The following is a 23866-nucleotide window of genomic DNA, read 5'->3' on the forward strand; positions in this document are numbered from 1 at the left end:
CCGCCGAAACCGGCTCGGCCTCGGAAGAGGTGCTGCATTCGGCCAAGACGCTGTCGTCCGAAAGCACCCGCCTGCGCGCCGAGCTCGACCGCTTCATGGGGAATATCCGGGCGGCGTAGCGCTCGACCTTCGCGCCACGCCTCCGCCGTCGTCCTGGACAAGCGCAGCGCCGATCCAGGACCCATTACCCAAGGCGGAGTTGCCGGGCGAACTGCCAACTCCGAGTCATCGCCAAACCGCTCCCTGGGGTAATAGGTCCTGGATCGGCGCTGCGCTTGTCCAGGACGACCTGGCGCTCACTCCCTCCCGAACGCCCGCTTCAGCTCCACCTTTGCCCGCTCCAGCCGCGTGCGCTGCGTCTGCGGCAGCGTCTTGCCGGCGCGGTTGATGTAGAACGTCAGCATCGACAGCGCCGAGCGGTAGGCGCCGGTCTTGCGACGCGCGCTGTGCTCGGCCGAGCGCTTCAACGAAGCCGCGATCTCCTTCGCACTGGTCAGCTTGAACACGCCTTGTTTGAGGTCGAGCGCGTCGCTCTCTTTCGTCACGCGCTGTGACCAGCGCTTCGGTGCGGCGCGTCTGGTGCTCTTGCGCGCCGATGTTTTGCGAGAATGTGTCGTCTTTCTGGCATGAGCCATGCGTCAACTCCTTGCGGCTCCACCGAAAACCAGCGCCGTCAGCGGTCGTTCCTGCTGGAACCCGCCCCTGCCGCAGACGTTGTCGCAGGTGGCAGGCGGAATGCCGCACCCCCTTGATCGGATCGCCCCCATCCACGCCATGTGAACCGGGGCCATGTCCATTGGTCAGATGCAACAACGCGATGGAATTGCAGCGAAGCCCAGCGCCGAACGATGGACCTGTGGTCTCCACGGTGGCCGCGGCCGATCGCATCATCGAAACCAGCATTCCTGCACGGCTTGACGCGCTGCCGTGGAGCGGATTTCACACCCGCGTCGTGCTTGCGCTCGGCATCACCTGGATTCTGGATGGCCTCGAGGTGACCTTGGCCGGCGCGCTCTCCGGCGCGCTGAAGCAAAGCCCCTCCCTGCATTTCTCCAATCTCGATCTCGGCATTGCCAATTCCGCCTATCTCGCGGGCGCGGTGCTCGGCGCGCTCGGCTTCGGCTGGCTGACCGATCGCATCGGTCGCAAGAAGCTGTTCTTCATCACGCTCGCGCTCTATCTCTCGGCGACGGCCGCGACCGCTCTGTCATGGAATGTCGCGAGCTACGCGCTGTTTCGCTTCCTCACCGGCGCCGGCATCGGCGGCGAATATACTGCGATCAATTCGACCATCCAGGAACTGGTGCCGGCGCGCTATCGCGGCTGGACCGATCTCGTCATCAACGGCAGCTTCTGGATCGGTGCCGCCATGGGCGCCGTGGCGGCCATCGTGCTGCTCGATCCCGCGGTGATCGGCCCCGATCTCGGCTGGCGCCTCGCTTATCTCATCGGCGCGGCCATCGGCCTCGTCGTGCTCTTGATGCGGATGTGGATTCCGGAGAGTCCGCGCTGGCTGATGATCCACGGCCGTCCCGACCAGGCCCACGCGATCGTCGACGAGGTCGAGCGCTCGGTGCTCGGACACGGCCAGGAGACGAGCCACGCGCGTTTCGCCAGGATCCGCCTGAAAATGCGGACTCACACGCCGATCCGCGAGGTGGTGCACACGCTGTTCTCGGTCTATCGCCAGCGCGCGATGGTCGGCCTCGTGCTGATGATCGCGCAGGCCTTCTTCTACAACGCCATCTTCTTCACCTTTGCGCTGGTGTTGACCGATTTTTACGGGATCAGCGCCGATCATGTCGGCTGGTATCTGCTTCCCTTCGCCGCCGGCAATTTCCTTGGTCCGCTGCTGCTCGGCCGCCTGTTCGATACGCTCGGCCGCCGGACCATGATCATGTTCACCTACGGCGCGTCGGGCGTGTTGCTGGCGCTGTCGGGTTATCTGTTCTCGATCGGCGCCTTGAGCGCGCAAGGGCAGACCATCGCCTGGATGGTGATCTTCTTCTTTGCCTCGCCCGCCGCGAGCGCCGCCTATCTCACCGTCAGCGAGACTTTTCCCTTGGAAGTCCGCGCGCTCGCGATCGCGGTGTTCTATGCGGTGGGCACCGGCATCGGCGGCGTGATCGGCCCCGCATTGTTCGGGGCGCTGATCGACACGGGATCACGCACGAGCGTGTTCGCAGGCTATTTGCTGGGGGCGTTCCTGATGATCGCGGCCGCGATCGTGGCGTGGCGCTATGCCATCTCGGCGGAACGCAGATCGCTCGAAGAAATCGCGCGGCCGCTTGCGTCCATGGAGTAGACTATGAAATCGGAACTGGCTGAATTGGATCTAAAGCGCACCATGGTCGACGATGAAGCGCCCGATGCGGTGCCGGTGCCCCACGCACTCGTGCCGCATCTCAATGAAACAGCGATCCTGCTCGACATCGACGGGACACTGCTCGACCTGATGCCGACGCCGCGTGAGGTGTGGGTGCCGCCAGGCCTGTCGGAAACGCTGAACCGGCTGACGGAGCGCACGTCGGGCGCGCTGGCGATGGTCAGCGGGCGTTCGCTCAACGACATCGACCTGATCTTCGCGCCCGATGTCTTTCGCGCCGTCGCCGGCCACGGCGCCGAGATGCGGCTTTCCATTGACAACGAAGCCGATGCCGTCAGCGCGCCGCCGCTGGATAAGGAGCTGAAGCGGCGGCTCGCGGCGGTGGCCAAGCTCAGTCCCGGCATTCTGCTCGAAGACAAGGGCTATTCGCTGGCGCTGCACTACCGCCTTGCGCCGCATGCGGAGAAAGCGATCTACGAAGCCGTTTCGCTGATCCGCGCCGACCTGCCCAATGCGCCGATCGAGGTGCTGCCCGGAAAGTTCGTTTGCGAGATCAAGCATTCCGGTTTTACCAAGGCGACCGGCGTGCGCGAGTTGATGAAGCACGAGCCTTTCAAGGGGCGCCGTCCGATCTTCATCGGTGATGACGTCACCGACGAAACCGTGTTCGCGATCATGCCCGACATGAATGGGCTCGCCTTTTCGGTTGGTCGCCGCGCTATGGGGGTCAACGGGCACTTCGACGCCCCGAACGATGTGCGCACGTTCCTTGCGCGGCTGCTCGACGACTCAAGGTTGGAATAAGGCACCGACATCTCGGAGCCACATATCGCGTGCGTAATTCCTCCAGCGCGTCGCTTCATGCTGCGCGCGCCACGGTTCCAAATCCGGCTTTGTGTAGCGAAATCGTCAGGTTGCCTGGAGGTAAACCGGTTCCAACGCGCACGCCCGATTTTGGTTTCAATTGGTGCAAAGGATGATCAGGAACCATATTGATGAACGGCAGTTAAATGGGGTGGAATGAAACAGGAGGGGACGACCTGTGAACTTAGTCGTCGTTTCGAATCGCGTCGCGCGCGGCAAGCCCAATGAGCCCATGACGGGCGGTCTCGCGGCGGCCTTGCTACCCGTTGTGGAACATTCGGGCGCGATCTGGGTGGGTTCCTCGGGCCGTGTGCGTGACGGTCATCAGAAGGAGCCGTTTGCCGAGATCGAAGCACTGGGTTCGGGCGCGATTGCGACGCTGGACCTGCCGGCGGCGCACTATGGCGGCTATTACGAGGGCTTTGCCAATTCGGCGCTGTGGCCGGCGCTGCACTCGCGCAGCGATCTGATCCGCGTCTCGCGCGACGACTATGTCAGCTATCGCGAGGTCAACGCCTTCATGGCGCGCGCCTTGATGCGCTTCCGGAAAGCGCAAACCGCGTTCTGGGTGCAGGATTATCATTTCCTCGCGCTCGGTGCGGAGCTGCGGGATCTCGGCGTCGACGATCCGATCGGCTTCTTCCTCCATACGCCATGGCCTGTCGCCGCGGTGATGCAGGGCGTGCCCAATCATCGTGAGCTGATCACGGCGATGCTGGCCTACGACCTGATCGGCTTCCAGACCAATGACGATTGCCAGAATTTTCTCAGCTATGTCGCGGGCGAACTCGGCCTCGCCGTCGAAGACGGCGTTGCGATCTCGCAGCATGGCCGAACACGCTGCGAGGTGTTTCCGATCGGCATCGACGCCGAGAAGTTCGCGCAATACGCGGCGAAGTCGGCGTCGCATCCGGACGTGTCGCGGCTGCGCCGCAGTCTCAACGGCGAGCGGCTCGCGATCGGCGTCGACCGGCTTGACTATTCCAAGGGCCTCGTCAACCGCATCAGCGCGTTCGATCGGCTCTGGACCGAGCATCCGCACTTTGCGCGCAGCATTTCGCTGCTACAGATCGCAAATCCCTCGCGCGGTGCCATCGAAGCCTATGGCAATTTGCAGAACGAGGTCGCGCGGCTCGTGTCCGACGTCAACGGCCGCCACGGCGAGGCCGACTGGACACCGATCCGCTATCTCAACAAGGGCTTTAGCCAGGCCGTGCTCGCGGGCCTCTATCGCACCGCGCAGATCGGCGTGGTGACCCCGCTGCACGACGGCATGAACCTTGTCGCCAAGGAATACGTCGCTGCGCAAAATCCGGCTGATCCCGGCGTGCTGGTGCTGTCGAAATTCGCCGGCGCGGCCAACGAGCTCGACGCCGCGCTGCTGGTCAATCCGCATGACATCGACGGCATGGCGCGCGCGATCGCGGTCGCGGCGGCGATGCCGCTCACCGAGCGCAAGATGCGCTGGGATGCGATGATGAAGAAGCTGCGCGGCCACACCATCCAGCAATGGTCGGCGGATTTCGTCGCTGAACTGGAGAAGTGCCGGACGGAGAAGGCTGCAGTCGCGCCGCTCGCCAACCAGCCGCCGCAAGCGCTGCGCTGGCTCAAGTCGGCGATCTCAGGCGTGCGGTTGATCTAGTCTTCTTCTCCCCCGTTCTTTACAGCGAGGGCAGGGGCGAAGACGACAGCCTCAATAGCAGTACGACACGCCCTCCAGAATCGCACACTGCCGCTTGTTCGGCGCGTTCGGATCGTCGAGCGGCACCATGCCCTTGCCCTGGCCGACGAACACGCCGGGCCCGACATGCACTGAGCTCTTGTGGCCGATGATGACGCTTTGATGCGGCGTCGCGCTCGAGCGCGTGCCGTCCGGCCAGAGGATGGCATCGCCCGAAAGCATCCCGCGCCGTCCGTCGTCACAGCTGACATCAACCCCGTGCCGGGTGCAGACCTGGGCGGCGGCCGGTCCGGCGAAGGCAGCGGCAAGGGCCCAAATCAGGCTCAGCGCGGCAATGGTGTTGCGGATGGTCATGGTGCCCCCGGACGTGTTTGACGGTCTTGAGTGAATCGTCGCGCCAAACCCGCCGCCGGTTCAGCGGGCGGCCGGTTCCAAGCGTCGCCGTGGCGCCTGATATTGTCTATAAAGTACAATATCTTACGGAAAAATCATCCGATTTCCCCGCGATCCCTTGCAAAATCACCGGCGCCCCTTCAAGAGAGTGCGCTCCGGAGAGATGGCCGAGTGGCTTAAGGCGCACGCTTGGAAAGCGTGTGTGCGGGAAACCGTACCGTGGGTTCGAATCCCACTCTCTCCGCCATCAGCCCCGTGTCCGCTCCAATTGCCGCTGTCCAAATGGCGGCGTCAAAACCCGGTCGCGATGCGGCAACCTGGCCGCAGTTTATTCCATCATTCAACCAGTACATGCGTCGTGGGAAAAGCCCCAAAGGTGCATGAGCGTCTCTCGCGCGCCTTCGGCCGCCACAACGCGTCGTGAAGTCGCGCCATGCAGAAACGCGCCTGTACACGGTGGCGTGACCTCCATAACTTCCGCGGCGCAATGTGAGGAGATGCGACGTGGCGAAGAAGACGGCGACCAGGAAGAAATCTGCTGCGAAGAAAGCAGCGAAGACCTCCAGCAAGACAAGCGCCGTTCGCAAGGGCAAGGTCGCGAAGGCTGCAACCAAGCCGGTCAAGCAGGCAGCTCCGCGCAAATCATCGGCACCACGCCGCCCAAAAGGCCCGGCCTGGCAATGGTCGGCGGTCGAGACCGCAGCCGCCATCCGCTCCAGCGCCATCTCGGCGGTCGAGACCGTCGAGGCGCATCTCGAGCGGATGCGGGCCGTCAATCCGCGACTGAACGCGGTTGTCGTCGATCTCTCTGAGGAGGCGCTGGCCGCGGCGCATGCGGCCGACAAGCGGCGCGCGAAGGGCGGCGAGCTCGGCCTTCTGCACGGCGTACCGATCACGATCAAGGAGAACGTCGACTACGAGGGCCGTCCGAACTTCAATGGCGTCCCCGCCAACAAGGACCTCATCGCGCCGTCGGATTCGCCGGTGGTGCGCAACCTGAAGAAGGCTGGCGCGATCATCATCGGCCTCACCAACACGCCGGAATTCTCCTTCCGCGGCTTCACCGACAATCCCCTGCACGGGCTGACGCTCAATCCCTGGGATCCCAATATCACCTGCGGCGGCTCCTCGGGCGGTGCGGGTTCGGCGGTCGCCGCCGGCATAGGCACCATCGCGCACGGCAACGACATCGGCGGCTCGCTGCGCTGGCCGGCGCATTGCAACGGCGTTGCGACCATCAAGCCGACGCAGGGACGTATTCCGGCCTTCAACGCAAGCGCAACCGCCGAGCGGCCGATGCTGGCGCATCTGATGTCGGCGCAGGGGCCGCTCGCCCGCCACGTCGCCGACGTCAGGCTCGCGCTGGAGGTGATGAGCCAGCGCGATCCGCGCGATCCCTGGTGGGTACCGGCGCCGCTGGTCGGGCCGAAGCCGAAGGGGCCGATCAAGGTCGCGCTCGCCAGGATTCCTGAAGACATGGACGTCGATCCGCACGTCGCGGCGGCGTTGCGTCAGGCCGCCGATCACCTGGAGCGTTCCGGCTATCGCGTCAGCGAGGTCGATGTGCCCGACATCGACGGCGTCTGGCAGACCTGGTGCGACATCATCACCAACGAGACGATGGTGATGCAGGAGGCCGGCATGCTGAAGGTGACGTCGGAAGACTTCCACAAGGCGTGGGGCGGCATGAAAGCCAAGGCCAACGTGCTCGACCTCAAGGCCTGGATGCAGGCGACCGCCGCGCGCAACGGCCACATTCGCGCCTGGCAATTGTTCTTCGAGGAGTATCCGGTGGTGCTGGCACCGACCACGGTGAAGCCGACGCCTAGCCCGCGCGAGGACACTGTCAGCCCCCAGCGCGTGCGCGAGATTTTCTGGGGCGAGATCCGCTTCATCTCCGCGATCAACGTGCTGGGCCTGCCGGGCGCCGTGGTGCCGGTGACGCTGCACGATGGCCAGCCGATCGGCGTGCAGCTCATTGCCGGGCGCTATCGCGAGGATCTCGCGCTCGATGCAGCGGCCGCGATCGAGAAGCGCGCCGGCGTGCTCGCCCATCGGCTGTGGGAACAGATGGACTGATAGGGCAGCGAAGTTGTTTCCCTCTCCCCTTGTGGGAGAGGGTGGCTCGCCGCGCAGCGGCGAGACGGGTGAGGGGTCTCTCTCCGCTAACGCAAGCTTGGCCGTATGGATAGAGACCCCTCATCCGGCGCTTCGCGCCACCTTCTCCCACAAGGGGAGAAGGGAGTGCAGCGTGTTCGCTGCCGCCAACCGCAAAACTTCATTAATCCAATTTGACTTGAATTTTAGCCAATTCCCCAACAACCGTTAGGGTTACTTCCTCGATCTCTAGACGAATTATTGTCCGCTTTACCACCCGCCTCTAACAGAGGGACGGCGGACAACGCACATGCCTCATACAGGCCAATAAGTGCGGCCCGCTCCACGCGGAGGTGGCACGATGCGCAACGAGACGATCGCTATTCACGCCGGCTACGAGCCCGAAGCCACCACGCACGCGGTTGCCGTGCCGATCTACCAGACCGCGGCCTACGCCTTCGACAGCGCCGATCACGGCGCGGCGCTCTTCAATCTCGAGACCGAAGGCTATCGCTACAGCCGCATCGCCAATCCGACCAGCGCGGTGCTGGAAAAGCGTATCGCGGAGCTCGAGGGCGGCGTCGGCGCGCTTGCGGTCGCGACCGGGCAGGCCGCGCTGCATTTCGCCTTCGTCAACGTCGCCGATCACGGCGGCAACATCGTTTCCGTGCCGCAGCTCTATGGCACCACGCATACGCTGCTCTCGCACATCCTGCCGCGGCAGGGCATCACCGGCCGCTTCGCCGAGAGCGACAAGCCCGAGGCAATCGAAAGGCTGATCGACGAGAACACCCGCGCCGTGTTCGCCGAAACCATCGGCAATCCCGCCGGCAATGTCTGCGACATCGAAGCACTGGCGAAGGTCGCCCACGCCCACGGCGTGCCGCTGATCGTCGACAATACCGTTGCAACGCCCATCCTGCTCAAGCCGTTCGATTACGGCGCCGACATCGCCGTGCATTCGCTGACCAAGTTTCTGGGCGGTCACGGCACCACGCTCGGCGGCGCCATCGTCGACTCCGGAAATTTCCCCTGGGCCAAGCACGCCGACCGCTTCCCCGGTTACAACAAGCCGGATGCCTCCTATCACGGCCTCGTCTATGCCGAGCGCTTCGGCCGCACAGCCTATATCGAGCGCGCGCGCAGCATCTATCAGCGCACCATGGGTTCGGTGCTGTCGCCGTTCAACGCCTTCCTGCTGCTCCAGGGCATCGAAACCGTCGCGCTGCGCATGGAGCGCCACTGCGAAAACGCCCGCAAGGTCGCCGAATTCCTGCGCAAGGATCCGCGCGTGGCCTGGGTCAACTACACCGGCTTCCCGGACAGTCCCTATTATCCGCTGGTGCAGAAATATCTCGACGGCAACGCCTCGTCGCTGTTCACCTTCGGCATCAAGGGCGGCATGGAAGCCGGCAAGTCCTTCTACGATGCGCTGAAGCTGATCACGCGCCTCGTCAATATCGGCGATGCCAAGTCGCTGGCCTGCCATCCGGCCTCGACCACGCACCGGCAGATGTCGGCGGAGCAGCAGCGGGTCGCCGGCGTTTTGCCGGAAACGATCCGCTTGTCGATCGGCATCGAGCATTGCCAGGACATCATCGAGGACCTCGATCAGGCACTGGAAAAGGCCTGCCCGTCCGCGCGCCTCCAGGCCGCGGAGTAGGCGGCTGCGCCGATGACGATCCTGATCGACAGGGATCAAGCTATATCGAGCCCGGCGCTGGTGCCGGGAGCGGGCGATCTGGCGCGCGAGCCCGGCGGCACCGAGCTCACGATCGGGTTGATCAACAACATGCCGGATCCGGCGCTGAAGGCGACCGAGCGGCAATTCATGAAGCTGCTGCAAGCCGCAGCAGGTCCGCGCCGCATCCGCTTTCACTGCTTCTCGCTGCCTTCGGTGAAGCGCTCGCCGGAAGCGAGATGGCATGTCGAGAGCGAATACTCGGAACTCACCGAGCTCAGACGCCACAGGTTCGACGGCCTGATCGTGACCGGCGCCGAGCCGATCGCGCCTGAGCTCGACCAGGAACCGTATTGGCGCGATCTCACCGAGCTGATCGACTGGGCCAAGGTCAACACGCGCTCGACGATCTGGTCGTGCCTCGCTGCGCATGCCGCGGTGCTGCATCTCGACCGCATCGAACGGCGGCCGCTGCCGGCCAAATGTCACGGCATTTTCGACTGCGAAGCCGTGACCAGGGATCCGCTGACGCGGGCCGCGCCCGCTCCCCTCAAGGTCTCGCATTCGCGTCTCAACGAGATCGCCGAGAGCGACCTCGTTGAGGCCGGCTACCAGGTGCTGACGCGTTCGGCAAAGGCCGGCGTCGATACCTTCGTCCGCCAATATGCCAGCCGATTCGTGTTCTTCCAGGGCCATCCGGAATATGACGCGCTGTCGCTTCAGCGTGAATATCTGCGCGACATCGGCCGTTATCTCGCGCGTGAGCGCGACAATTATCCGCATCTGCCCGTGAGCTATTTTGACGCTTCGACCGAAGAGAAGCTGGTCCGCTTCGAGAAACAGGCAAGGCACCAGCGCCACCCCGCGCTCAGCAACGAGCTGCCCGCGCTGAATTTGCGTGCCGATATTGCCGCGGGCAGCGCCGCGGCGGCATTGTTCCGGAACTGGCTGCAATATCTCGGCGCGGGGACCGACGCGTCGGTGCTTGCACGTTAGGTCGGGACGACGGCATCGACGTTAGGACTAACGAAGTGTGTAGCTTGCCTCGAGCGGCGCACGAATGCTTCAGTGACGGCGGGGCAGACAGGAAATGCGAGTCGTGTGGTCGGCACTCCAGGGACGCGTGAGCAATCGGCTGGCCCGGCACTTTCGTGCCGCGCCGCACCGTCTGCCCGCGCATGCGCCCATGGTGAGCTTCACCTTCGACGATGCCCCCGATAGCGCCGCAGGCGAGGGCGCCGAGCTTCTGGAGCAGCATGGCGGCCGCGGTACCTTCTATCTCGCGGGCAGCCTGGTCGATCGTCCCTCGGACCATTGGCACGGCCTGTCGAACGACGCGATCGTGCGGCTTCACCGGGCGGGGCACGAGATTGCGTGCCACACCTTCTCGCACCAGAGTGCGGTCAATCTCGACGAGACCGCCATGGCCCGCGAGATCGAGCGAAACCGCAGCCATTTTCGCGGCATCGATTCCTCGATCACGCTCGAAAATTTTGCTTACCCCTATGGCATCGCGTCGGTGTGGCGCAAGCCGCAGCTCGCCAAGACCTTCCGCTCGGCGCGCGGCATCCTTCCCGGCGTCAATCGCGACGTCATCGATCTCCAGTTCCTGCGGGCCTCGCCCCTGGTCGATCGCGAGATCAATACGACGGGTGTCGATGGCTATTTCGACGAGGCGGTCGAGAGCGGCGGATGGCTGATCTTCTACGGTCATGACGTCGCCAACGCGCCGAGCCCGTATGGCTGCACGCCGGACCTGATGCGCCATGCGCTGCAGGCCGCCGCGAGGCGCGACATGCCGATCGTGACGGTCGCGGAAGCGCTGCGGAGGATCGGGGCGTAAGAAAGTTTTCTTCCCACGAAGGGTGGAAGGCGGCGTCCTGCGGAGCAAACAGCCTTGCCACGCCTGCGCGGTCATGCGACTGGCCTTGTGACGAATCTCACGGCCTCACCCCGACATGCCCATGTCCTCTCCTTCCACCGCTCCGCTGCCTGCGCCGGCCCAGGGCCGCGATGCGCTGTCGGTGCTGCGTTCGGTGTTCGGCCTGCCCGGGTTCCGCGGCGCGCAGGGCGAGATCATCCGGCACGTCACCGGCGGCGGCAATTGCCTGGTGTTGATGCCGACCGGCGGCGGCAAGTCGCTGTGCTATCAATTGCCGGCGCTGCTGCGCGAAGGCTGCGGTGTCGTGGTGTCGCCCTTGATTGCGCTGATGCGCGACCAGGTCGCCGCCATGCTCGAAGCCGGGGTCAACGCGGCCGCGCTGAACTCGTCGCTGACCCCGCAGGAAGCCTCCGACATCGAGCGGCGCCTGATCGTGGGTGATCTCGACCTGCTCTATGTCGCGCCGGAACGGCTGCTGACGCCGCGCTGCCTGGCGCTGCTGGCGCGGGCGAAGGTGGCGCTGTTCGCGATCGACGAGGCGCATTGCGTCTCGCAATGGGGCCATGATTTCCGCCCCGAATATGTCGGCCTGTCGATCATCGCCGAGCGCTTTCCCGACGTGCCGCGCATCGCGCTGACCGCGACTGCCGACGAATTGACCCGCAAGGAGATCGTCGAGCGGCTTCAGCTTGCAGACAGTCCGCACTTCGTCTCCAGCTTCGATCGTCCCAACATCCGTTATGAGATCGTCGACAAGCGCAACGCGGTGTCGCAGCTCAAGGATTTCATCCGGGGGCGTCACGCAGGTGATGCGGGCGTCGTTTATTGTCTCTCCCGCAAACGGGTCGAGGAGGTCGCCGCGGCGCTCGACGACGCCGGCATTGCCGCATTGCCCTATCACGCCGGGCTCGACAGCAGCGTGCGCTCGCGCAACCAGGACCGCTTCCTCAACGAGGACGGCATCGTCATCGTCGCGACCATTGCCTTCGGCATGGGCATCGACAAGCCGGACGTGCGCTTCGTCGCGCATCTCGATCTACCCAAGAGCATCGAGGCCTATTACCAGGAGACAGGACGCGCCGGCCGCGACGGCAAGCCGTCGGCGGCCTGGATGGCCTACGGTCTCTCGGACATCGTGCAGCAGCGCCGCATGATCGACGAGTCGAGCGGCTCCGACGAATTCAAGCGGGTCTCGATTGGCAAGCTCGATGCGCTCGTTGGCCTCGCCGAAACGCCGCACTGCCGGCGCCGGCGGCTGCTCGCCTATTTCGGCGAGATCGTGATGGGCGAGGGCTGCGGCAATTGCGACAATTGCCTGACGCCGCCGAAAATGCGCGACGGCAGGGTGCTGGCGCAAAAACTGCTATCCTGTGCCTATCGCACCGGGCAGCGTTTCGGCGCGATGCACCTCATCGACGTGCTGATCGGACGCCTGACCGAGAAGGTGACGCAGTTCGGTCACGACAAGCTCACCGTTTTCGGCATCGGACGCGAGCTCAACGAGAAGCAGTGGCGTACGGTGCTGCGGCAGCTCGTGGCGATGGGACATTTGCTGAGTGACAGCGAATCGTTCGGCGCGCTGAAGCTGACGGATTCGTCGCGCGGCGTGCTGCGGGGCGAAACGGAAGTGTGGCTGCGCGAAGAGGCGCCCGGCGTCCGGATCCGTTCGAGCCGCGCCAAGTCCCGCCGCGGTGATCTGGCCCCGGCAGCCGACGCGCCGCAGGGCGATGTCGATCCTGAATTGCGCGCGCGGCTACGAGCGTGGCGCTCGGACATTGCCCGCGCACGTGGCGTGCCGGCCTACGTCGTGCTGCATGACGCCACCATCGACGGCATCGTTCGCGCATGGCCGACCACGCTGGACGAACTGCGCAATGTGCCCGGCATCGGAGACAAGAAGCTCGAGCATTACGGCGACGAGCTGCTGCAGATCGTCAGGACGCGGTAGGGCGCGGGCACACCTCCGCCGTCATCCCGGACAAGCGCAGCGAAGCGGAGCGCCGATCCGGGATCCATAGCCACGGGCCGTAGGAAAAGGCACGCTGACTGCCTCAGCGTGTTTCAACAATTGGCAGTCGGGGTAATCGGTCCTGGCTTTCGCCAGGACGACACTCGTCGGGAGGTGCGCGCCGCCTCACATCACCGACGCGCTAGCCGTTCCGGAACGCATATCCATAGCCGTTCAGCGCCGGCGCGCCGCCGAGATGGGCGTAGAGGATCTTTGCGCCCTTCTCGAAATAGCCCTTCTGCGTGAGATCGATCAGGCCCTGCATCGACTTGCCCTCGTAGACGGGGTCGGTGATCATGGCTTCGAGACGCGCGGTGAGGCGGATTGCCTCCTTGGTTTCTTCCGACGGCACGCCGTAGGCGGGATAAGCATAATCCTCGATCAGCACGACGTCGTCGGCGACGAGATCCTTGCCGAGCTCGACGAGCTTGGCCGTGTTCTGTGCGATCGAGAGCACCTGCGCCTTGGTCTGCGCCGGGGTGAAGGAGGCGTCGATGCCGATCACCTTTCGCGCGCGGCCATCGGCGGCGAAGCCGACCAGCATGCCGGCATGGGTCGAGCCGGTGACGGTGCAGACCACGATGTAGTCGAACTTGAAGCCGAGTTCGGCTTCCTGCTTGCGCACTTCCTCGGCGAAGCCGACATAGCCGAGGCCGCCGAATTTGTGCACGGAGGCGCCGGCGGGAATCGCATAGGGCTTGCCGCCCGCCGCCTTCACCTCCTCGATCGCGTCCTCCCAGCTCTTGCGGATGCCGATGTCGAAGCCGTCGTCGACCAGGCGCACGTCGGCGCCCATGATGCGCGACAGCATGATGTTGCCGACGCGGTCATAGACGGCGTCCTCGTGCGGCACCCAGGCCTCCTGCACCAGGCGGCACTTCATGCCGATCTTGGCCGCGACGGCCGCGATCATGCGGGTGTGGTTGGACTGCACGCCACCGATCGAGACCAGCGTGTCGGCGTTCGAGGCGATCGCGTCGGGGATGATGTATTCGAGCTTGCGCAGCTTGTTGCCGCCATAAGCGAGGCCGGAATTGCAGTCCTCGCGCTTGGCATAGACCTCGACATTGCCGCCGAGATGCTTTGACAGCCGCTCCAGCTTCTCGATGGGCGTCGGACCAAAGGTCAGCGGATAGCGCGCGAATTTTTCGAGCATCGTCAGGTCATCCCGATTGGCGTTAATGTCTCCAAAAATGCTAGCATCGCTCTGCAAAAAGGTGCTTTCAAATATTGCGCCTCTATTGCGGATGATCTTGCGATAATGGACGAGATGTGTGGTATTCCTTTCGGACTAGGTACTAAGAACGGAAGCTTCTTCCATGTCCGCTCGTCTTGATCGTGTCGACCTTAAGATGTTGCGATTGCTGCAAAATAACGGCCGGCTCAGCAACGCCGAGCTGGCCGAAACCGTCGCCATCAGTCCCGCCACCTGCCATCGCCGCACCCAGCGCCTGTTCGAGCACGGCTTCATCGCCGCCGTCCGCGCCATCGTCGCGCCGAAGAAGGTGGCAAAGGGTACGCTGGTGATGGTCGGGGTCGTGCTCGACCGTTCGACGCCGGAGAGCTTTGCGATCTTCGAGCAGGCGATCACCAGGCTGAAATTCGTGCTCGACTGTCACCTCGTCGCCGGCGACTTCGACTATTTCCTCAAGATCCGCGTCGGCGACATGGAGGACTTCAACCGTATCCACGGCGAGCAACTGATCGCGCTGCCCGGCGTGCGCCAGACCCGCACCTTCTTCGTGATGAAGGAAGTCGTCGACAACGCGCCGCTGGAGTTTTGAGCGGCCTCACAACGCTTGTTCGACGATGCCGTCCGCGACCTGCTCCCGGCCGGCGTCCTCCGGCCGCATCGCGATCACCGCGATCAGCCCGAGGCCGACGCCGATCATCACATAGAAGATCGGCGCCAACGGGGAGCCGGTGAGCGCGATCAGCCATGTCACGAAGAACTGGGCAAAGCCGCCGAATACCAGCACCGCGACATTGTTGACGATGGCAAGCGCGGTCGAGCGGACCCGGATCGGGAACAGCTCGACCAGCGTGGTGCAGTAGACGCCGAGGAAGAAGGCGCTGAAGCAGCCGATGACGACCTGGGCGACCAGGAGCTTTGCGATCGACGGCTCGGAGATCACCCAGCTATAGAGCGGATAGAGCGAGACGAAATAGCCGATGAGCGAGACCAGCAGCAGCGGCTTGCGCGGGTAGCGGTCGGAGATGGCGCCGGCAATGGGGACGACGATCACCATCACGATCGCCGCGATCATCTGAACCAGGAAGCTCTGCATCAGCGGCAGCTTCAGCACCTCCTTGGCGTACGTCACGGTGTAGCCGAAGGTGACGTAGAACGACACGGCGCTCGCCACCACCATGCCTATGCCGATCAGGAAATTGCGGCCGGGATTCTTCAGCGCGGCGATGAAATCCTCCTTGTGCACCGTCGCCATGCTGCGCCGGGACGCTTCGGGCTCGATGACGCTGGCGCGCATATAGAGCAGGATCGGAACGATCACGAGGCCGACGAAGAAGGGAATACGCCAGGCGCCGGCGGCAAGCTGCTCCTGCGTGAAGGTCAGCGTCAGGGCGGCGCCCAGCACTGCGCCGAGCACGTCGGCCATGAGCTGGCCGGCGATCTGCCACGAGCCATAGAAGCCGGTGCGGCCGGGAGGCGCCGCTTCGATCAGATAGGCGGTCGAGGTACCGAACTCGCCGCCGACCGAAAAGCCCTGTAACAGCCGCGCCAGCAGCACGATCAGGGGTGCCCCAATGCCGGCCGTGGCGTAGGTCGGCGTCAATGCCAACAGCGCGACCGACAGCGCCATGATGCCCATGCCGAGCGTCATCGCCGCTTTCCGCCCCTTGCGATCGCCGAAATAGCCGAGCACGAGGCCGCCGATCGGTCGCATGAAGAAGCCGGTGCCGAACAGCGCGGTCGTCAGCAGTAGCGCGTTGATCTCACTGCCCGGAATTTTCGGGTCGACCGGAAAGAACAGGTTCTTGATGACCGGTGTCATCAGCGCGAACACGGTGAAGTCGTACCACTCCATTGCGTTGCCGGCGACCGCGGCCACGATGGCTTTCCTGTTCGTCTGCATCTCTCGCTTGCCTGTCCGGTTGCGCCTATTCGGCGAGTTGATGGGTGGCGTCGGCATCCTGCCATTCGTCGCCAACGAGTTCCGGCGTTGCGAAGGCCTTGAGGTTGGCGAAATGAATCTCGCGATCCTCGACGAAGAGGCGGCGGACGATGCCGCGCGCGAGCCGGTCGGCGCCCTCGCTGATCGCGGGAATATCGCCGGAAAGCTTTCCGTGGCTCAGCGTCGCCGGATAGTTGAAACAGTGCAGCCGTGCCAGCATCGGGCAGGCGCCTGACTGCTTCTCCAGGAACTGAAAGCTGTCGCCGAGGTCGGGCGAGTTTTCCAGCTCCGCATTGTCCATGCCGTCAGGCGTCGGGAAGCGGTCGCTCCAGAAGCGGATATGCGGCGCAAACGCGGCAAGCTCGTCGCGCAACGCGAGGTCGACCTTGAAGCCGGTTCCGAAGATGATGAAGTCGGTCGCATAGCGGCCCTTCGGCGTCGTCACCATGAGATGATCCTCTTTGACGACGAGATCATCGATCGGACTTGCGAGATGGAAATGCGCCTGCGGATAGGCGGAGACGCGCAGCACGCTCTGCCGCGGCGGCGGCGTCTGCGCTTTCAGCGTGTGATCGAGGAAGCGCCATTTCCAGTCGTCCGTCAGGCCGGCAAAGCCGTGCACGACCCCTTGGCTGCCGATACCGGTGAACTTGTTGACGCGCGGGATGTCCGCGCGCCGGATGAAGAGGTCGAGGCGCGCGGCGCCCGACTCCAGCGCCATCGCCGCGTTGTCCATCGCGGATGCGCCCGCGCCGACGACGGCGACGCGCTTGCCGCGGAGCTTTTCGAAGTCGATAGGATCGGCGGAATGCGCCCAGAAGCGCCGGTCGATGCCGTCGGCGAGCGGCGGCACGTAAGCGCCGCCGAGGCCGTCGCGCCCCGTCGCCAGCACGACATGCCGGGCGAGAATGTGTCGCGACGTGCCGCTCTCGCTGATGTCGAGAGCGAACAATTCATCGGGGCGCGCGTGGATACGCGCAACCGAGACCCCGTTGCGGACCGGCAGGCCCAGCACTTTGCGGTACCATATCAAGTAATCCATCCATACCGTGCGCGGCGCGCGGTCGAGCGCCTGCCACGCCTGCTCGCCATATTGCGCTTCGTAGAAGGCGCGGAAGGTCAGCGCCGGCATGCCCATCGCGGGGCCGGTCAATTCCTTGGGCGAGCGCAGCGTCCGCATCCGCGCGAACGTGACCCAGGGACCTTCCTCGCCTGCGCACGCGCGGTCGAGCACGAGCTGGTTGTCGACGCCGAGACGCTTGAGCATGGCGGAGGCGACAAGGCCGGCCATGCCGGCACCGACGATGACGACGTCGAAGACACCCTCGCCATCGACGACGCGGCGGGGCACCCATGACTTGGCGGGCAGTTCGAGCCAGGCCAGATCCTGCTTCAGGCGCGCTTCAAGTGCCCCGAGGCCCGCCGCACCAGGTGTCATCGTCATGAGGAAGCTTTCTCGAATTGACTGGTTTCGTCGCCGGCCTCGGCTAGCGCGGTGGCGCCGCTATGCAGCCTTGCGCCCGGCATCAGCGCGACCGCGGCGCGCAGTGCGCCGTTGAGTGCGGCAACCGTTGGCGTCGGCTCGCGCCCGGTCGGCGCAATCGCGGCGAACAGGAACGAAATGGACACGTCCAACGGCCGGGTGACGACGCCTTCAACCGGCAGGCTGGACGTCAGCACCGGCTCGACCACGGCGATGCCGAGCGACTGCTTGGCCATGGCAATCGCCGTCAGGGAAGCGTTGGTATCGATGACCCCAGCGGGCACGACACCTTCACGCTCCAGCGCCTCCTCCACGCGGCGGCGAAGCCGGTAGGGGTTGGCCATCGTCAGCAGCCGGACGCCACCAAGGTCCTTCAGGCGAATGACCTTCTTCTTCGCCAGCGGGTGATCCAACGCGAGGCACGCAACGCACGGCACCTCGCAGACCCACTGCACGTCGAGCCCGGGATGCTGGATCGGCAGGCTCGCAAGACCGAAATCGACCGACTGCGACAGCACCGATTGCACCACATTCTCGGCCGAGAGCGCCTGCACGTGGATCTGGCTTGGTAGCAACTCGCGTTCGAGCGCTGCGAGCGCAGCCGGGACGAAGCCGGCCGCCAGCGCCGGGATCGCCGCCAGGCTGAGCACGGGAAGCGCACCCGCGCCGATCGCGTTGGCGCGCTGGCGGATGTGCTTCAGGCCCATCAGAAGCCGCTCGACCTCGGCATGAAACAAGACGCCTTTCGGCGTCGGGCTGATGCGCGGGCCATTCCGGGTGAACAGGAGATAGCCGACGTCAGCCTCGAGATCCTGGATCTGACGCGTCGTGACCGGCTGCGAACGGCCGAGCAACCGTGCCGCACCCGTGATGCTGCCGGCCGACATCACGGCGGCAAAGGCCTCGAGAAGGCGAATGTCGATAACGTCCTGGTTCATGGTCTGGTGCCCGCATTATGCGAATATAGAATGAACAATATTTCTTGATGTGCAATAGGCATTATGAGAAGTTGAGGGTCATGTCGATGGAGCCGAACCCCTTTCGCCACCACAATCCGGCCGGACCGGCCTATCGGCGCGGCTGGGTCGATGAGGCCGTGGCGGCGATCGAGGCCGACCAGTGCCGCACCGCCGACACGCATCTGATCCGGCTGATCGTGCCGGCGCTATCAGGCATCGACATCTATCTGAAGGACGAGTCCACGCATCCGACCGGCAGCCTGAAGCACCGGCTCGCGCGCTCGCTCTTCCTCTACGCGCTCTGCAACGGCCACATCCGCGAAGGCACGCCCGTGGTGGAAGCCTCGTCGGGATCGACCGCGGTGTCGGAAGCCTATTTCGCACAGATGATCGGCGTGCCCTTCTATGCCGTGATGCCGCGCACGACATCGGCGGAGAAGATCGCCGCGATCGAGCATTATGGCGGCAACTGCCATCTGATCGATGACGGTCGTGCACTCTATGCGGAAGCGGCGGCGCTCGCCGCCCGCCTGAACGGCCACTATATGGACCAGTTCACTTTCGCCGAGCGCGCCACCGACTGGCGCGGCAACAACAACATCGCCGAATCGATCTTCACGCAATTGAAGGGCGAGACGCGTCCGTTGCCGGACTGGATCGTGATGGGGGCGGGCACCGGTGGCACCTCGGCCACGCTCGGACGCTATTTGCGCTATCGCCAGTACCCGACGCGGCTCTGCGTTGCCGATGTCGAGCATTCCGCCTTCTTCGACTGCTTCCGCTCGCAGGACCGCTCCCATGTTTGCGAGCGGCCTTCGCTGATCGAAGGCGTCGGTCGGCCCCGCTGCGAACCCTCCTTCGTGCCGGGCGTCGTCGATCGCATGATGAAGATCCCGGATGTCGCAACGATCGCAGCGATGAACGTGCTGTCGCGCCGGCTCCGCCGGCCAGTCGGCGGCTCGACCGGCACCAATTTCCTGGCGCTGTGCCGCATTGCCTCGGAGATGAGCAGCGCCGGTCAAACCGGATCGCTGGTCACGCTGATCTGCGATTCCGGCGAGCGCTACCGGCAGACCTATTATGATCCCACGTGGCTGAAAGCTCGCGGCCTTGATCCGATGCCGATCGAGGCTGCCCTGTCGGCGTTTCTCGATACGGCGCAGCCGCCGGCGCTCGCCGTCGAGGACGTCGCCAATCCACAGAGCTCGCGGAGCAATGCTTGACCACGCTGATCGAAACCATTGTCGGCGTGCCCGCGGCGTCGCGGCTCGGCCACGCTCTGAACGCCCGCACCGAGATTTTGCGCCTCAGCGAAGCGGCCCATGACGCGGTGCTGCTGCCGCGCGAGCCCGGCGGTCTGAGCCACGGCTTGCGGGCGGCACTCGCGGCGCGGATGTGCCGTCATGTCGGCGACGGGGCGCTGATCGCGCATTACGAATCCTACCTGGCGCATTCGAGCGATCTTGATTTGGCCGTGCTCACCCGGCCCGGCGGTGTGTGCGGCGATCCTCTTCACGATGCCATGGCCCGCCACGTCGATCTGCTGACGCTTTCGCCGCGCGAGGCGACGCGACAGGACATTGCGGCGCTGAAGGTGGCCGGCGTCAGCGAGGCCGATATCGTGCGGCTGTCCGAGCTTGGCGCCTTCGTGAACTACCAGCTGCGGGTCCTGGCCGGCCTCAGGCTCCTGAAAGAGGTCGAAGCCTGATGAGCGAGGTCGTCCATAGCTTCACCACCACGGTCCCGACCTGGTCGCCTTATGTCACGCCAGTCGAGCTCGCCTCGGCAACGCCCGAGCAGCTCGCGGCGATGAAGGTCACCCCCTCCAACAAGGGCGTCTCGCCTTACGTGCTGACGCTGGCGCATGACCCGGAGTCGCTCGCGGTGCGCTCGCCGCTGTTCAACCTCATTATGTATGGCAAGGACGGCCTGTCCCCGGCGGAGCGCGAGCTCGGCGCGCTGAGTGCCTCGGTCGTCAACCGCTGCATCTATTGCGCCGCCGTGCACGCCTCACGCTTCATCAATTACTCCGGGCGCAAAGAGGTCGTCGAGGAGATCTTTGCCGACGAGCGCGATGCCACGCTGGAGACGCGCCAGCAGGCATTGTTCAATTTCGCTACAAAACTCTCGACGACTCCGATCGAAGCGAGCGCAGACGATGCGCACGCACTTGGCGAGGCCGGGCTGAGCGAGCTTGAGCAGCTCGACCTGGTGCTGTCGGCCGCGATCTTCGGCTGGGCCAACCGGCTGATGCATACGCTGGGCGAGCCGCTGGTGCGGCCGGAAGCATCGTAACCGACGCCATCGGCTCGCCCCAAACCGAATGTCACGGCAACTTCACTTGCCTTGCGAGCGCCTGCGGGCGAGTTTCGCGGCTTCTTAACGAGGAGACCTGCCGTGCGCCTTCCCATTCTCGATCCGAAAGACCTGAGTGCCGAACAGAAGCCGCTCTATGACGACATGCGAGCGGGCATCAAGGACCACTTCAAGGGCTTTGTGAACATTTGCGCGACGACGGCGCGCTGCTCGGGCCCTGGAATCCATGGATCCGCGAGCCGCGCTTCGGCAAGCCTGTGTGGGAGCTGGTCAAGGCGATCGCGGCGAACCCGCTGCTGCCGGCTCCGGTGCGTGAGGTCGCGATCCTCGTCACCGGTTCGCATTTCCGCTCCGGCTACGAGCTCTATGCGCATGTGCTGGTTGCCGAGCAGCGCGGCCTCTCCGACGAGAAGCTCGCGACCATCGTCGCCGGACAGCGGCCGGTCGATCTCACCAAGCAGGAAGCCGTCACCTACGACGTGGCGTCCGCATTGGTCAGCGGCGGCGTGCTGCCGGAACTGACTTATCGGGCCGCGGTCAAGGAATTCGGCGAGCACGGTGCGGCCGAACTGTCCTATCTCGTCGGCGTTTACTGCATGGTGTCGGTCACGCTGAACACGTTCGACGTGCCGGTGCCGGACTGACCACACTGCCCCAGCTGCTGGACTGGACGGAAGCGTCACGGTACCCTGCCGCCGCCATGGCGATGCATTCGCCGGTCACGATCGAAGTGCAATGAAGAGGGAACGACAGCCATGGACACGTCACGCCGCATCCTGCTCGCCGGACTGGCGGGACTCGCCGTTGCGCCGACCGCCGCTGGAGCCGCGCCCTCGACCGCGGCCGATGATGTGACGGTCGCCGAAGAGCGCTTTGCGCGCATGATCGCAGCTGCGCATGCGCCCGAAATCACCTGCGCGCGACAGGCCGAGCGTTATGCGGATGCGCATTGGCCAAACTACGTCGCGGCGGCGCGTTCCGTCATCGGGGCAAGAGCGTGAGGCATTCTCTTTCCTCTCCCGTTGCGGGAGGCGGCAACACCAGGTGCTTCACGTCCCCACCGCCCGCCTGACCTGCTCACCGATCTGCGACAGCACGAGCTGCGCCTGCGGCAGAATTGCGCCCATGGCGTGGAAATTGTGGACCATGCCCTCGTGGCAGACGTGCTCGACCGTGACGCCCGCAGCGAGCAGCTTGCGGGCATAGGCATTGCCCTCGTCGCGCATCGGGTCGAACTCCGCGGTGTGAATGATGGCGGTCGGCAAGCCCGCAAGCCGTGTCGCGCGCAAGGGCGAGATGCGGGGATCGGCAGCGTCCAAGGCTTCGGGCAGATAGTCGGCGAGATCGGCTTCGATCGTGACGCGGTCGATCAGGTGGCCCTCGGCGAACGCCTCGCGCGAAGGCGAGGCCTCCTCGAAATCCAGCACCGGGCAGATCAGGCATTGCGCGACGATGGAAAGACCAGCTGTCTGCGCCGCCTCCTGACACACGATCGCAGCGAGCGTTGCACCGGCGGAATCGCCGCCGAGCACCAGACGCCCGGCGTCGATGCCGAGCGATGCGGCCTCGCGCGCCACCCATTCGGTGGCAGCAATCGCATCGTCCACGGCGGCGGGGAATTTGTGCTCTGGCGCCAGCCGGTAATCGACCGAGACGAGGCGGCAACCGGTCGCATGTGCCAACGCCGCCGCGATGCGGTCATGCGTGGCGATGCTGCCGGCAACGAGCCCGCCGCCGTGAAAGAACACGAAGCCGGGCGCGCGATCATCGGCGCCTGCGGGTGAATAGAGACGATAGGGCAGCGCGCCGCCGGGACCAGGCAGCACGCCGTCGGACGTCGGCACGTCAGGCGCATCGGCGCGCGCAAACTGCATCAGCTTTGCCAATGATTGCCGCCGTGCTTCCACGCTCGGCCGGCTCCGTGCCTGCGGCGCAGCCGCAGCCATCATGGTCAACAAGCGCTTTGCGAGCGGATCGAGCGGCATGGTGCTTCCTTTCCCCTCGCGGGAGGGTAACTCACCATTTTCCCGCAGGGAATCATTTAGAAATTGCGCCCAATAGTGGCGCTATAATGCGGCACCACGCCAAGGGAGAGGCCGGTCATGGCCGAGATCAAAAAGCCCATCGAATATTCGCCGAGCTGGACCTTCTTCGAGGGCAAATGGCACGACGGCAATGTGCCGATCATGGGCCCGCGCACGCATGCGGCCTGGCTCGGCTCGGTCGTGTTTGACGGCGCGCGGGCGTTCGAAGGCGTCGCGCCTGATCTCGACCGCCACGTCGCCCGCGCCAATCAATCCGCGATCAACTTTGGCCTGAAGCCGGTGGTCGATTCCGGAACCTGGATGACACTCGCAAACGAGGGCATCGCACGCTTCGCGCCGAATGCCGAGCTCTACGTTCGTCCGATGTACTGGGCGCGGAACGGCGCGGGCGGCGGCGTGCTGTTCGACCCCGAGACCACCGATTGGTGCCTGTGCATCTACGAGGCGCCGATGCCAAAGCCGGTCGGCAACGCGATCACGCTGTCGCCGTTCCGCAGGCCCACCGCCGAATGCGCCCCGGTTGAGGCCAAGGCCGCCTGTCTCTATCCCAACAATTCGCGCGCGCTTGCCGAGGCTGCCTCGCGCGGCTTCCAGAACGCGCTGATGCTCGACATGCTCGGCAACGTCGCGGAGTTCGGCAATTCCAACGTGTTCATGGCCAAGGACGGCGTGGTCTACACGCCGGTGCCGAACGGCACCTTCCTCAACGGCATCACCCGCCAGCGCGTCGTCAGCCTGCTTCGCGCCGACGGCGTCACCGTGGTCGAGAAGACGCTGCGTTACGCCGACTTCCTCGCCGCCGACGAGATCTTTTCGACCGGCAATTTCGCAAAAGTCGCGCCGGTGATCCGCATCGACGATCGCGAGCTGCAGCCGGGCCCGCTCTACACGCGCGCGCGCAAGCTCTATTGGGACTTTGCCCACGCAGTGAAGCTGGCGGCGTAGCTTCCCCACCTTCGCCGGTACGACGGCGGAGTTGTGGCAGCAAGGCGCGTTA

The 23866-nt window shown here is 64.8% G+C and carries 21 protein-coding genes, 1 tRNA gene and 1 pseudogene; 16 read left to right on the forward strand and 7 right to left on the reverse strand.

Features of this window, described 5'->3' with window-relative positions; genetic code table 11:
• Window positions 1-296: 296 nt before the first annotated feature.
• Entirely contained in the window at window positions 297-635 is a 339-nt protein-coding gene (locus tag IVB13_RS35075) for a DUF3175 domain-containing protein (RefSeq protein WP_018452857.1), read from the reverse strand.
• A 182-nt stretch (window positions 636-817) separates the two neighbouring features.
• Here IVB13_RS35075 and IVB13_RS35080 point away from each other — a divergent pair, with 182 nt between their 5' ends.
• The 3 genes from IVB13_RS35080 (at window position 818) to IVB13_RS35090 (ending at window position 4832) form a co-directional block, all read left to right on the forward strand.
• Complete coding sequence (locus IVB13_RS35080; RefSeq protein WP_026232409.1) at window positions 818-2305, forward strand: MFS transporter; 1488 nt, start codon at window positions 818-820, stop codon at window positions 2303-2305.
• 3 nt (window positions 2306-2308) lie between these two features.
• Window positions 2309-3130 (forward strand): trehalose-phosphatase, encoded by an 822-nt coding sequence (gene otsB / locus IVB13_RS35085; protein WP_018452859.1) that lies wholly within the window; start codon window positions 2309-2311, stop codon window positions 3128-3130.
• A 238-nt stretch (window positions 3131-3368) separates the two neighbouring features.
• Entirely contained in the window at window positions 3369-4832 is a 1464-nt protein-coding gene (locus IVB13_RS35090) for a trehalose-6-phosphate synthase (RefSeq protein ID WP_018452860.1), read from the forward strand.
• Window positions 4833-4883: 51 nt separating this feature from the next.
• Here IVB13_RS35090 and IVB13_RS35095 read toward each other — a convergent pair whose 3' ends face one another.
• A complete protein-coding gene (locus tag IVB13_RS35095; protein ID WP_018452861.1) occupies window positions 4884-5225 on the reverse strand; it encodes a hypothetical protein in 342 nt (113 codons plus the stop codon).
• Window positions 5226-5421: 196 nt separating this feature from the next.
• On the opposite strand from IVB13_RS35095, the gene IVB13_RS35100 reads away from it, so the two are divergent.
• From IVB13_RS35100 to recQ, 6 genes are all read left to right on the forward strand, one after another.
• Window positions 5422-5511 (forward strand) — tRNA-Ser (locus IVB13_RS35100).
• A 257-nt stretch (window positions 5512-5768) separates the two neighbouring features.
• Window positions 5769-7343: an amidase family protein gene (locus tag IVB13_RS35105; RefSeq protein ID WP_018452862.1), complete on the forward strand. Its 1575-nt coding sequence runs from the start codon at window positions 5769-5771 to the stop codon at window positions 7341-7343.
• 379 nt (window positions 7344-7722) lie between these two features.
• Window positions 7723-9024 (forward strand): O-acetylhomoserine aminocarboxypropyltransferase/cysteine synthase family protein, encoded by a 1302-nt coding sequence (locus IVB13_RS35110; protein ID WP_085348411.1) that lies wholly within the window; start codon window positions 7723-7725, stop codon window positions 9022-9024.
• Window positions 9025-9036: 12 nt separating this feature from the next.
• Complete coding sequence (locus IVB13_RS35115) at window positions 9037-10038, forward strand: homoserine O-succinyltransferase (protein WP_018452864.1); 1002 nt, start codon at window positions 9037-9039, stop codon at window positions 10036-10038.
• A gap of 103 nt (window positions 10039-10141) precedes the next feature.
• Window positions 10142-10885 (forward strand): polysaccharide deacetylase family protein, encoded by a 744-nt coding sequence (locus IVB13_RS35120; RefSeq protein WP_026232410.1) that lies wholly within the window; start codon window positions 10142-10144, stop codon window positions 10883-10885.
• A 121-nt stretch (window positions 10886-11006) separates the two neighbouring features.
• Entirely contained in the window at window positions 11007-12872 is a 1866-nt protein-coding gene (recQ, locus tag IVB13_RS35125) for a DNA helicase RecQ (protein ID WP_018452866.1), read from the forward strand.
• A 202-nt stretch (window positions 12873-13074) separates the two neighbouring features.
• Here the strand turns inward: recQ and IVB13_RS35130 are convergent, their stop codons facing one another.
• Complete coding sequence (locus tag IVB13_RS35130; RefSeq protein ID WP_085348408.1) at window positions 13075-14088, reverse strand: 1-aminocyclopropane-1-carboxylate deaminase; 1014 nt, start codon at window positions 14086-14088, stop codon at window positions 13075-13077.
• Window positions 14089-14251: 163 nt separating this feature from the next.
• Here IVB13_RS35130 and IVB13_RS35135 point away from each other — a divergent pair, with 163 nt between their 5' ends.
• Window positions 14252-14716, forward strand: coding sequence for an Lrp/AsnC ligand binding domain-containing protein (locus tag IVB13_RS35135; protein ID WP_026232411.1), 465 nt, complete (start codon window positions 14252-14254; stop codon window positions 14714-14716).
• 6 nt (window positions 14717-14722) lie between these two features.
• Here the strand turns inward: IVB13_RS35135 and IVB13_RS35140 are convergent, their stop codons facing one another.
• From IVB13_RS35140 to IVB13_RS35150, 3 genes are read right to left on the reverse strand one after another with little or no spacing between them, the layout of a single operon-like run.
• Window positions 14723-16027, reverse strand: coding sequence for a citrate-proton symporter (locus IVB13_RS35140; protein WP_247492185.1), 1305 nt, complete (start codon window positions 16025-16027; stop codon window positions 14723-14725).
• A gap of 25 nt (window positions 16028-16052) precedes the next feature.
• Window positions 16053-17510, reverse strand: coding sequence for an NAD(P)/FAD-dependent oxidoreductase (locus IVB13_RS35145; RefSeq protein ID WP_018452870.1), 1458 nt, complete (start codon window positions 17508-17510; stop codon window positions 16053-16055).
• Window positions 17507-18487, reverse strand: coding sequence for a LysR family transcriptional regulator (locus IVB13_RS35150; RefSeq protein ID WP_018452871.1), 981 nt, complete (start codon window positions 18485-18487; stop codon window positions 17507-17509). The genes IVB13_RS35145 and IVB13_RS35150 overlap by 4 nt, the downstream gene beginning before the upstream one ends.
• A gap of 86 nt (window positions 18488-18573) precedes the next feature.
• Here IVB13_RS35150 and IVB13_RS35155 point away from each other — a divergent pair, with 86 nt between their 5' ends.
• From IVB13_RS35155 to IVB13_RS35175, 5 genes and pseudogenes are all read left to right on the forward strand, one after another.
• Window positions 18574-19731, forward strand: coding sequence for a PLP-dependent cysteine synthase family protein (locus IVB13_RS35155; RefSeq protein WP_039798756.1), 1158 nt, complete (start codon window positions 18574-18576; stop codon window positions 19729-19731).
• Window positions 19728-20216 carry a hypothetical protein gene (locus IVB13_RS35160; RefSeq protein ID WP_018452873.1) on the forward strand — a complete coding sequence of 163 codons (489 nt, stop codon included), beginning with the start codon at window positions 19728-19730 and terminating at the stop codon, window positions 20214-20216. The genes IVB13_RS35155 and IVB13_RS35160 overlap by 4 nt, the downstream gene beginning before the upstream one ends.
• Complete coding sequence (locus tag IVB13_RS35165; RefSeq protein ID WP_018452874.1) at window positions 20216-20803, forward strand: peroxidase-related enzyme; 588 nt, start codon at window positions 20216-20218, stop codon at window positions 20801-20803. The genes IVB13_RS35160 and IVB13_RS35165 overlap by 1 nt, the downstream gene beginning before the upstream one ends.
• A 102-nt stretch (window positions 20804-20905) precedes the next feature.
• A pseudogene (locus tag IVB13_RS35170) lies at window positions 20906-21468 on the forward strand (carboxymuconolactone decarboxylase family protein).
• A 111-nt stretch (window positions 21469-21579) separates the two neighbouring features.
• Window positions 21580-21825, forward strand: coding sequence for a hypothetical protein (locus IVB13_RS35175; protein WP_018452876.1), 246 nt, complete (start codon window positions 21580-21582; stop codon window positions 21823-21825).
• A gap of 48 nt (window positions 21826-21873) precedes the next feature.
• Here the strand turns inward: IVB13_RS35175 and IVB13_RS35180 are convergent, their stop codons facing one another.
• On the reverse strand, window positions 21874-22809 hold the full coding sequence (locus tag IVB13_RS35180) for an alpha/beta hydrolase (RefSeq protein ID WP_018452877.1): 936 nt from the start codon (window positions 22807-22809) through the stop codon (window positions 21874-21876).
• Window positions 22810-22926: 117 nt separating this feature from the next.
• Here IVB13_RS35180 and IVB13_RS35185 point away from each other — a divergent pair, with 117 nt between their 5' ends.
• Entirely contained in the window at window positions 22927-23814 is an 888-nt protein-coding gene (locus tag IVB13_RS35185) for a branched-chain amino acid aminotransferase (protein WP_018452878.1), read from the forward strand.
• The last annotated feature ends 52 nt before the right edge of the window (window positions 23815-23866 follow it).

It is taken from the genome of Bradyrhizobium sp. 17 (genome assembly GCF_023073515.1).
Lineage (GTDB): Bacteria > Pseudomonadota > Alphaproteobacteria > Rhizobiales > Xanthobacteraceae > Bradyrhizobium > Bradyrhizobium canariense_D.

Coding starts and splice junctions, on each gene's coding strand:
- IVB13_RS35145 (WP_018452870.1), bottom strand. CDS start 17,510: ATGACGATGACACCTGGTGCGGCGGGCCTCGGGGCACTTGAAGCGCGC.
- IVB13_RS35155 (WP_039798756.1), top strand. CDS start 18,574: ATGGAGCCGAACCCCTTTCGCCACCACAATCCGGCCGGACCGGCCTAT.
- IVB13_RS35115 (WP_018452864.1), top strand. CDS start 9,037: ATGACGATCCTGATCGACAGGGATCAAGCTATATCGAGCCCGGCGCTG.
- IVB13_RS35110 (WP_085348411.1), top strand. CDS start 7,723: ATGCGCAACGAGACGATCGCTATTCACGCCGGCTACGAGCCCGAAGCC.
- IVB13_RS35095 (WP_018452861.1), bottom strand. CDS start 5,225: ATGACCATCCGCAACACCATTGCCGCGCTGAGCCTGATTTGGGCCCTT.
- IVB13_RS35080 (WP_026232409.1), top strand. CDS start 818: ATGGAATTGCAGCGAAGCCCAGCGCCGAACGATGGACCTGTGGTCTCC.
- IVB13_RS35140 (WP_247492185.1), bottom strand. CDS start 16,027: ATGCAGACGAACAGGAAAGCCATCGTGGCCGCGGTCGCCGGCAACGCA.
- IVB13_RS35165 (WP_018452874.1), top strand. CDS start 20,216: ATGAGCGAGGTCGTCCATAGCTTCACCACCACGGTCCCGACCTGGTCG.
- IVB13_RS35175 (WP_018452876.1), top strand. CDS start 21,580: ATGGACACGTCACGCCGCATCCTGCTCGCCGGACTGGCGGGACTCGCC.
- IVB13_RS35135 (WP_026232411.1), top strand. CDS start 14,252: ATGTCCGCTCGTCTTGATCGTGTCGACCTTAAGATGTTGCGATTGCTG.
- IVB13_RS35150 (WP_018452871.1), bottom strand. CDS start 18,487: ATGAACCAGGACGTTATCGACATTCGCCTTCTCGAGGCCTTTGCCGCC.
- IVB13_RS35075 (WP_018452857.1), bottom strand. CDS start 635: ATGGCTCATGCCAGAAAGACGACACATTCTCGCAAAACATCGGCGCGC.
- IVB13_RS35185 (WP_018452878.1), top strand. CDS start 22,927: ATGGCCGAGATCAAAAAGCCCATCGAATATTCGCCGAGCTGGACCTTC.
- recQ (WP_018452866.1), top strand. CDS start 11,007: ATGTCCTCTCCTTCCACCGCTCCGCTGCCTGCGCCGGCCCAGGGCCGC.
- otsB (WP_018452859.1), top strand. CDS start 2,309: ATGAAATCGGAACTGGCTGAATTGGATCTAAAGCGCACCATGGTCGAC.
- IVB13_RS35130 (WP_085348408.1), bottom strand. CDS start 14,088: ATGCTCGAAAAATTCGCGCGCTATCCGCTGACCTTTGGTCCGACGCCC.
- IVB13_RS35180 (WP_018452877.1), bottom strand. CDS start 22,809: ATGCCGCTCGATCCGCTCGCAAAGCGCTTGTTGACCATGATGGCTGCG.